Consider the following 350-nt stretch of genomic DNA (forward strand, 5'->3'; position numbering starts at 1 on the left):
TCTCCAGCCCCTGCAGGAACAGCGCCACGCCGACCACCACCACGCCGAGCCCGATGGCGATGCCGACCAGACCGTCCGGCACCGAGTGCAGCACCAGCGCCTGGAATGCCGCCACCACGATCACGATCGGTGCGAGGTTGCGTGCCGCGTGCATCAGCGTGTGCCAGAAGATCTGCAGGTCCGTCACGTCGCGAATGGCTCCCGGGAAGAAAGCGGCCCGGAACGGTCGCCCTGGGTTGGCTGGTTGCGCCCCCGTCCCGGTGCTACTTTAGAATCGAACACCTGAATTCGCGCAAGTAGAATGCCGGTTTCGCGAGCTCGAGAGAAGCTTCAAGCAATTCCACTAGCAG

At 64.0% G+C, this 350-nt stretch carries 1 pseudogene; it reads right to left on the bottom strand.

The features are described 5' to 3' along the window. Positions 1-154, bottom strand: a pseudogene (locus D5687_RS11170) (DUF1538 domain-containing protein); the annotation flags it as partial. Between the last annotated feature and the right edge of the window lie 196 nt (positions 155-350).

The organism is Guyparkeria sp. SCN-R1, assembly GCF_003932495.1.
In the GTDB taxonomy this organism is placed as follows: domain Bacteria; phylum Pseudomonadota; class Gammaproteobacteria; order Halothiobacillales; family Halothiobacillaceae; genus Guyparkeria.